Consider the following 6,905-nt stretch of genomic DNA (forward strand, 5'->3'; position numbering starts at 1 on the left):
CGGCCGGCGGCCGGAGCGCCCGGCGTCAGCCCGTCCGCCGCGCCAGCGGCAGCCGCGACCGGGTGAACGCGGCGGCGCCCAGCCCCGCCACCACCGGCAGCACCACCGTGATCGTCACCAGCAGCCCCCACGGCGCGGTGAACGGGGCCGCCGGCGCACCGATCTGCCCGCCGGCGTGCGAGCGCAACAGCGCCACCGCGGGCACGAACCCGCTGACCGTGCCGATCGCCGCGCCGAGCCCCGCGATCAGCGTGCTCTGCAGCCCGGCCTGCACCCGGTGGATCCGCGGCGGCGCGCCGACCGCGGCCAGCGTGGCCCGGTCGCCCAGGGAGTCGGCGGCGGCCAGACCGGTGGCCACGGCCGCGGCGCCCAGCACCACCACCACGGCGAACCCGGCGAGCGCGAGGCTGATCACGTCGTCCTTCGGCTGGAAACCGCGCTCCACGTGCAGCACGGCCCGCGGGACGACCTGGGCCAGATCGGCCTCCACCCGCTGCTGCGCCTTCGCGGTGGGCGGGTGCGCGGGCCGCCACACCGAGCCGATCGACTCGGTGGAGAGACCGATCCTGCGCACCGCGTCCGGGCTCATCAGCAGCCCCCCGTACCGGGCGGCCTCCGGGTTGTCGACCAGGAGCGCGTCGACCGCGATCTCCTTGGTGCCCGTCTGCGGGGTCTCCCCGGGCCGGACCGGACCACCGCCGGCCGCGCCCAGCATGGTGAGCACCGCCCGGCCGTCGTGCAGCCGGTCGCGGTCGAAGACGATCGCCCGGCCCGCGGCCAGGGCCTCCTCGACGGCCCGGTCGTTCACCCCGAACAGGTTGCGCAGCACCGTCGCGTCGCCGACCAGCGCGCGGCTGTCCGGGCCGCCCCCGTGGAACCGGCCGCCCGTCCCCTCGACCTGCACCGTGCTGGAGCAGCCCTCGCAGAAGACGTAGAGCATGCCGTGGACGTCGGCGCGGGTGCCCGCGTCCGGCAGGCCCCGCTCGACGGCGGCGCGCAGCCGCGGCAGCTGCGGGTCGTCCGGCTTCATCGGGGCCTCGACCACGACGGCGCCCATCGGGGCGGTCGGCCGGTAGGCGACCCGGTCCTGGGCCTCGGTGCCGGTGGTGTAGACGCCGACGGCGACGGCTCCGGCGACGGCGGCCATCACCGCGGCCACGGCGGGCGCGGTGCGGCCGCGGTGGCGGGCCGAGTCGCGCAGGGCCAGCCGGGGGCCGAGCGGCAGCCGGGCGGCGAGCCTGCCGAACAGCGCGACCAGCAGCGGGGTGAAGAGCAGGAAGCCGAGTTCGGCGGTGACCGCCCCGGCGAGCACGGTGAGCGCCTTCATGGTGAGCCCCTTGAACACCGGCAGGCCGGTGGCGTCCGGGCCGCCGGCGCCGTAGAGCGCCAGGCCCGCGCCCGCGACGACCAGGAGCCCGCCCAGCAGCGGGAGCCTGCGGCTCGGCGGGCCGACGGCGTCCCGGCCGGTGAGCCCGGCCACCACGTCCCGGCGGGCGGCCTGGACCGCGGGCACCACGGCGGCCAGCAGCGCGGTGACCACGCCGACGGCGGCGATCGCCAGCAGGTCGAGCGGCGCGATCGCGAAGTGCCCGAAGCGGCTGCCGCCGGCCTCCTCGGCCCGGGTCCGCAGCACGGCGACCAGGCCGACGCCCGCCACCAGGCCGACGGCCGCACCGACGGTGCCGAGCACCAGCCCGGAACCGAGCACGACCGCGCGGACGTGGCCCCGGTTGCCGCCGGCGGCGCCGATCAGGGCGAGCTGGCGGCGCGAGCGCCGGGCGCCCACCGCGAAGGCCGGACCGGCCAGCAGGGCGACCTCCAGCAGCGCCATCCCGACGACCGTCGCCAGCACGACGACCCGCTTGTCCGCGTCGGGGAGCCTGAACAGGTCGGGGTCGTAGGTGACGGCGGACGCGGGCGGCGGGTCGAGCGCGACGGCGCGCGAGGTCACCGTGAAGCCGTACCGGTTGAGCGTCCGGACGGCGGGCCAGTCCAGCGCGGCGCCGCCGGGCATCCGCACCAGCCAGCGCTCGGGGCGGGCCTCGTCCGCCCCGGCCGCGGTCAGCCCGGACGAGGCGCCCGCGGTGGGCGGGGCCGCCGCGGCCAGCGGGGCGATCAGCTCGCCGGGCCGGGCCACCAGCTCGACCTTGTCGAGGTCCCCCGGGTACTCGACCACACCGGTCAGCTTGAACGGCGCCGTGTCGAGGCCCTTGACCGTGGTGGAGTCACCGATCCGCAGCCCGGCCTCGGCGAGGAAGGCCCGGGTGACGGCCGCCTCGTGCGAGGCGCTCGGCGCCCGGCCCTCGACCAGGTCGAGCCGGCCCCGCCAGATCCGGTCGGTGAGGTCGGCCTCGGCGGTCGCGGCGGTGAACAGGCCCTCCCGGGTGGAGGTGCTGACCGCCGGCCCGGGGGTGGCCGGCAGCAGCACCGCGCCCTTGGGCAGCAGCCCGGCGACCAGCTCGGCGGGGGAACCCGCCGCGGCGGCGGCCGTCACCGAGGCCGGATCGGTCCGGTTCTCCGGCAGCACCTGCACGCCGTCCTCGGCGAACGGCCCCTGGTCGACCGAGCGGCCCGGCCGGTGGGCGGTGACCAGGGCGTCGGACCCGCCCATCAGCCGCTCGACCCGCTCGCCGGGGGTGAGCTGTCCACTGCGGTGGACGACGTCGGCGCCGGCGACACCGAGCACCGGCAGCGCGACCATGGCGGCGATCAGGGCACTGCGGCCCTTGGCGCGCAGGGCGTCGCGGCGGGCGATCCGCAGGGCGACGCGCAGGGCGGAGAGCTTCATCACCGGCCGCCGTTCCGGCCGGCGCTCAGCAGCTGGGCGGCCTGTTGCCCGGTGGCCTCCTGGACGACCCGGCCGTCGCTGAGGAACACCACGCGGTCGGCCCAGACGGCGTGCCGGGGCTCGTGGGTGACCATCATGGCGGCGGCGCCCGCGTCGCAGCGGGCCCGCAGCACGCCCAGCACGGCCTCGCCGGTGGCGGAGTCGAGGGCGCCGGTGGGCTCGTCGGCGAGGACCAGGCGCCGCTCGCCGACCAGGGCGCGGGCGATCGCGACGCGCTGCTGCTGCCCGCCGGAGAGCTGCTCGGGGAAGCGGTCGGCGAGGTCGGCGATGCCGAGTTCGGTCAGCGCGGCCAGGGCCTCACGGCGGGCCCTCCGCCCGGAGACGCCGTCCAGCTCCCGGGGCAGCGCGATGTTCTCGGCGGCGGTCAGCGCCGGGACGAGGTTGTAGTCCTGGAAGACGTAGCCGACCGAGCGGCGGCGCACGGCGGCCTGCGCGGTGCGGTTCAGCCCGCCCAGCTCGACGCCCTCGACCAGCACCTGGCCGCCGCTGGGCCGGTCGAGGCCGCCGGCCAGGGTGAGCAGCGTGGACTTGCCGGAGCCGGAGGGCCCCATCACGGCGACGAACTCGCCGGCGCGCACGGCCAGGTCGATGCCGCGCAGGGCGTGCACCTCGGCCGCGCCCTGCCCGTGCACCCGGGTGACGGCGCGCAGTTCCAGGACGGGCCGGGTCGGATCTGGCTGGGACATGGGTTTCCCCCTCGTTGCCGTGGAAGCTCGAAGCTCAGATGGACTGTATAAGTCGGTAGACTACATATGCCGTCCATCGGTTCCAACTGGCGCGAAAAAGCCGCCGCCGCGCCCGGAGGCGCGACGGCGGCGGATCCCGCGGAGGAGGGGCGGCCTACGTCAGCTCCCCCACCGCGGCCACCACGGCACCGTGCTTGCCGCACACCCAGTGCGGGTCCGGCCCCAGCTCCGGCTCCACGCCCAGCGCGTGCGGATCCCCGTCCGCCGCGCAGTCCGCGCACAGCGGCCAGCGCCCGTGGGTCTCCAGCAGCGCGTCCTGGACGTCCTGGGCGACCAGGCCCAGCACGTACGCGGTGCCGTCCGGCCACTGCTCCAGCCACCAGCGGCGGTGCGTCACGGCCCGCTCCACCAGGGAGACCACGGCGGCGTCGGCGGCGTCCCGCGCGGTCAGGTCGGCCAGGATCAGCGCCCGCGCGGAGTGCAGCGCCGTCTCGATGTCGTCTGTCGTAGCCATCCGTCCAGTCTCGCAAGAAGGTCCGGGAACCGAGGAGGTCCGGAAACCGAGGAAGTCCGCGAACGCCGCACGGGCGGCTCCCCGAGGGGAACCGCCCGTGCGAGCGAGGAACCGTCCGATCCGTCAGGATCAGAAGTCCATGTCACCGCCCGGCATGCCGCCGCCGGCGGCCGCGGCGGCCTTCTCCGGCTTGTCGGCGATGACGGCCTCGGTGGTGAGGAACAGCGCCGCGATGGAGGCGGCGTTCTGCAGCGCGGAGCGGGTGACCTTGGCCGGGTCGATGATGCCCTCGGCGACCAGGTCGACGTACTCGTTGGTGGCGGCGTTCAGGCCGTGACCGGCGGGGAGGTTGCGCACCTTCTCCACCACGACGCCGCCCTCGAGGCCGGCGTTGGTCGCGATCTGCTTGATCGGGGCCTCCAGCGCGACCTTGACGATGTTGGCACCGGTGGCCTCGTCGCCGTCCAGCTCCAGCTTGTCGAAGGCGACACCGGCCTGCAGCAGGGCGACGCCACCACCGGCGACGATGCCCTCCTCGACGGCGGCCTTGGCGTTGCGGACGGCGTCCTCGATGCGGTGCTTGCGCTCCTTGAGCTCCACCTCGGTGGCCGCGCCGGCCTTGATGACGGCCACGCCGCCGGCCAGCTTGGCGAGGCGCTCCTGGAGCTTCTCGCGGTCGTAGTCCGAGTCGCTGTTCTCGATCTCGGCGCGGATCTGGTTCACGCGGCCCGCGACCTGCTCGCTGTCGCCGCCGCCGTCGACGATGGTGGTCTCGTCCTTGGTGATGACCACCTTGCGGGCGGTGCCCAGCAGGTCGATGCCGGCGTTCTCCAGCTTCAGGCCGACCTCCTCGGAGATCACGGTGCCACCGGTGAGGATGGCGATGTCCTGGAGCATGGCCTTGCGGCGGTCGCCGAAGCCCGGAGCCTTGACGGCGACGGACTTGAAGGTGCCGCGGATCTTGTTCACGACCAGGGTCGACAGGGCCTCGCCCTCGACGTCCTCGGCGATGATGACGAGCGGCTTGCCGCTCTGCATGACCTTCTCCAGCAGCGGCAGCAGGTCCTTGACCGAGCCGATCTTGGAGTTGGCGATCAGGATGTACGGGTCCTCGAAGGAGGTCTCCATACGCTCCAGGTCGGTGGCGAAGTAGGCCGAGATGTAGCCCTTGTCGAAGCGCATGCCCTCGGTGAGCTCGAGCTCCAGACCGAAGGTGTTGCTCTCCTCGACGGTGATGACGCCTTCCTTGCCGACCTTGTCCATGGCCTCGGCGATGAGCTCGCCGATCTGGGTGTCGGCGGCGGAGATGGAGGCGGTGGAGGCGATCTGCTCCTTGGTCTCCACGTCCTTGGCCTGGGCCAGCAGCTGGTCCGAGACGGCGGCGACGGCCTTCTCGATGCCGCGCTTCAGGGCCATCGGGTTGGCGCCGGCGGCGACGTTGCGCAGACCCTCGCGGACGAGCGCCTGGGCCAGCACGGTGGCGGTGGTGGTGCCGTCACCCGCGACGTCGTCGGTCTTCTTGGCGACCTCCTTGACGAGCTCCGCGCCGATCTTCTCGTACGGGTCCTCGAGCTCGATCTCCTTGGCGATGGAGACACCGTCGTTGGTGATGGTGGGGGCGCCCCACTTCTTCTCCAGCACGACGTTGCGACCCTTGGGGCCGAGCGTGACCTTCACTGCGTCGGCGAGCTGGTTCATGCCACGCTCAAGGCCGCGGCGAGCTTCCTCATCAAAGGCGATGATCTTGGCCATCTGAAGTGGTCCTCCGGGACACGGTCGACTGCTCGGACCAAGGGGTGCCCGCGACGGACGGCCCTGGTGTGCGGGGGTCCATTCCCCTACCGCTCCCGGGGGCCTCACCGACCCGGTCCGCTTGTCACTCTCAAGCTGTGAGTGCTAACGCCAATGATTAGCACTCTGGGTGGGCGAGTGCAAGCCCAATCGGTGATCCGCGAGCCGCGGCGGCACGACGGCGGGCCCGTGCGACGTGGTGTCGCACGGGCCCGCCGTGAAGCAAGAGGCGCACCAGCCGATGGGCCGAGCCGAACTCCTGGGTGTCGGAAAGGTCAGACCGCCGCGCGGACCATGTCCGCCTGCGGGCCCTTCTGCCCCTGAGAGATCTCGAACTCGACCCGCTGGCCCTCCTCAAGGGTGCGGTAGCCGTCCATCTGGATCGCGCTGTAGTGGACGAAGACGTCCGCACCACCGTCGACCGCGATGAAGCCGTAGCCCTTCTCCGCGTTGAACCACTTGACGGTGCCCTGAGCCATTCCGAACTCCCCTAGTGCTGTGCTGGCCCTTCACGCCCCCGCAGGTCTGCGGGCGCGGGTCTGGTTGGCTGCCGGCCCGGGGAACCCCCCCTGGGCGCGGCCGTGCACGCCGCAATCCTCCCGATGTCACCGAACGGCATCCGGCGAACGGGCGATTGCGTCGACCGCGGCTGAATGTATCCGGATCGACGCCCTCTGCAACAGAGCCAATGTCGGGGAATTCACCCGGCTCTCCAGGGGACAGGCCGGGCGCAATCGACAGGAAAGCCGCAATTCCCACCGGACATAGCGGACGTATTACCCAAAATCCGCGCCGGAATTCTGACACCGGCCTGACATGTTTCCCGGACCCGGGCCCGCTCCCGCTCTCGCGGGGCGGACGGCGGCGACGGCCGGGCCGGTGGTGGCGGTGCGGTGGATTCGTTACCGGACAAGAGGGAGGGGCGGCCCCTGTTCCCGGCCGAGCGACACTTTACTCCGACCGGGACCGAAAATATTCCCGCCAAAATACGGCGGTCGTCCGCGGCACGGAATTCCGTGCCTGTGGTGCACAGGAGGCCCCCGTAGAAGCCGTTGCCGGTGTTGAT

The 6,905-nt window shown here is 73.5% G+C and carries 5 protein-coding genes; all 5 read right to left on the bottom strand.

Going from position 1 to position 6,905, the window contains the following annotated elements; all coding sequences use genetic code 11:
• Positions 1-25: 25 nt before the first annotated feature.
• Complete coding sequence (locus tag ABT093_RS16135; RefSeq protein WP_350564617.1) at positions 26-2,788, bottom strand: FtsX-like permease family protein; 2,763 nt, start codon at positions 2,786-2,788, stop codon at positions 26-28.
• The gene (locus ABT093_RS16140; RefSeq protein WP_350564619.1) at positions 2,788-3,534 is read right to left on the bottom strand and encodes an ABC transporter ATP-binding protein; all 747 of its coding nucleotides are present in this window, start codon (positions 3,532-3,534) and stop codon (positions 2,788-2,790) included. The genes ABT093_RS16135 and ABT093_RS16140 overlap by 1 nt, the downstream gene beginning before the upstream one ends.
• Positions 3,535-3,688: 154 nt before the next feature.
• Positions 3,689-4,048 (bottom strand): DUF8819 family protein, encoded by a 360-nt coding sequence (locus ABT093_RS16145; protein ID WP_350564621.1) that lies wholly within the window; start codon positions 4,046-4,048, stop codon positions 3,689-3,691.
• Positions 4,049-4,177: 129 nt separating this feature from the next.
• The gene (gene groL / locus ABT093_RS16150; RefSeq protein ID WP_350564623.1) at positions 4,178-5,800 is read right to left on the bottom strand and encodes a chaperonin GroEL; all 1,623 of its coding nucleotides are present in this window, start codon (positions 5,798-5,800) and stop codon (positions 4,178-4,180) included.
• A gap of 314 nt (positions 5,801-6,114) precedes the next feature.
• On the bottom strand, positions 6,115-6,318 hold the full coding sequence (locus tag ABT093_RS16155; protein WP_030289665.1) for a cold-shock protein: 204 nt from the start codon (positions 6,316-6,318) through the stop codon (positions 6,115-6,117).
• Positions 6,319-6,905: the final 587 nt, after the last annotated feature.

The organism is Kitasatospora sp. NPDC002551 (assembly GCF_040296005.1).
Taxonomy (GTDB): Bacteria; Actinomycetota; Actinomycetes; order Streptomycetales; family Streptomycetaceae; genus Kitasatospora.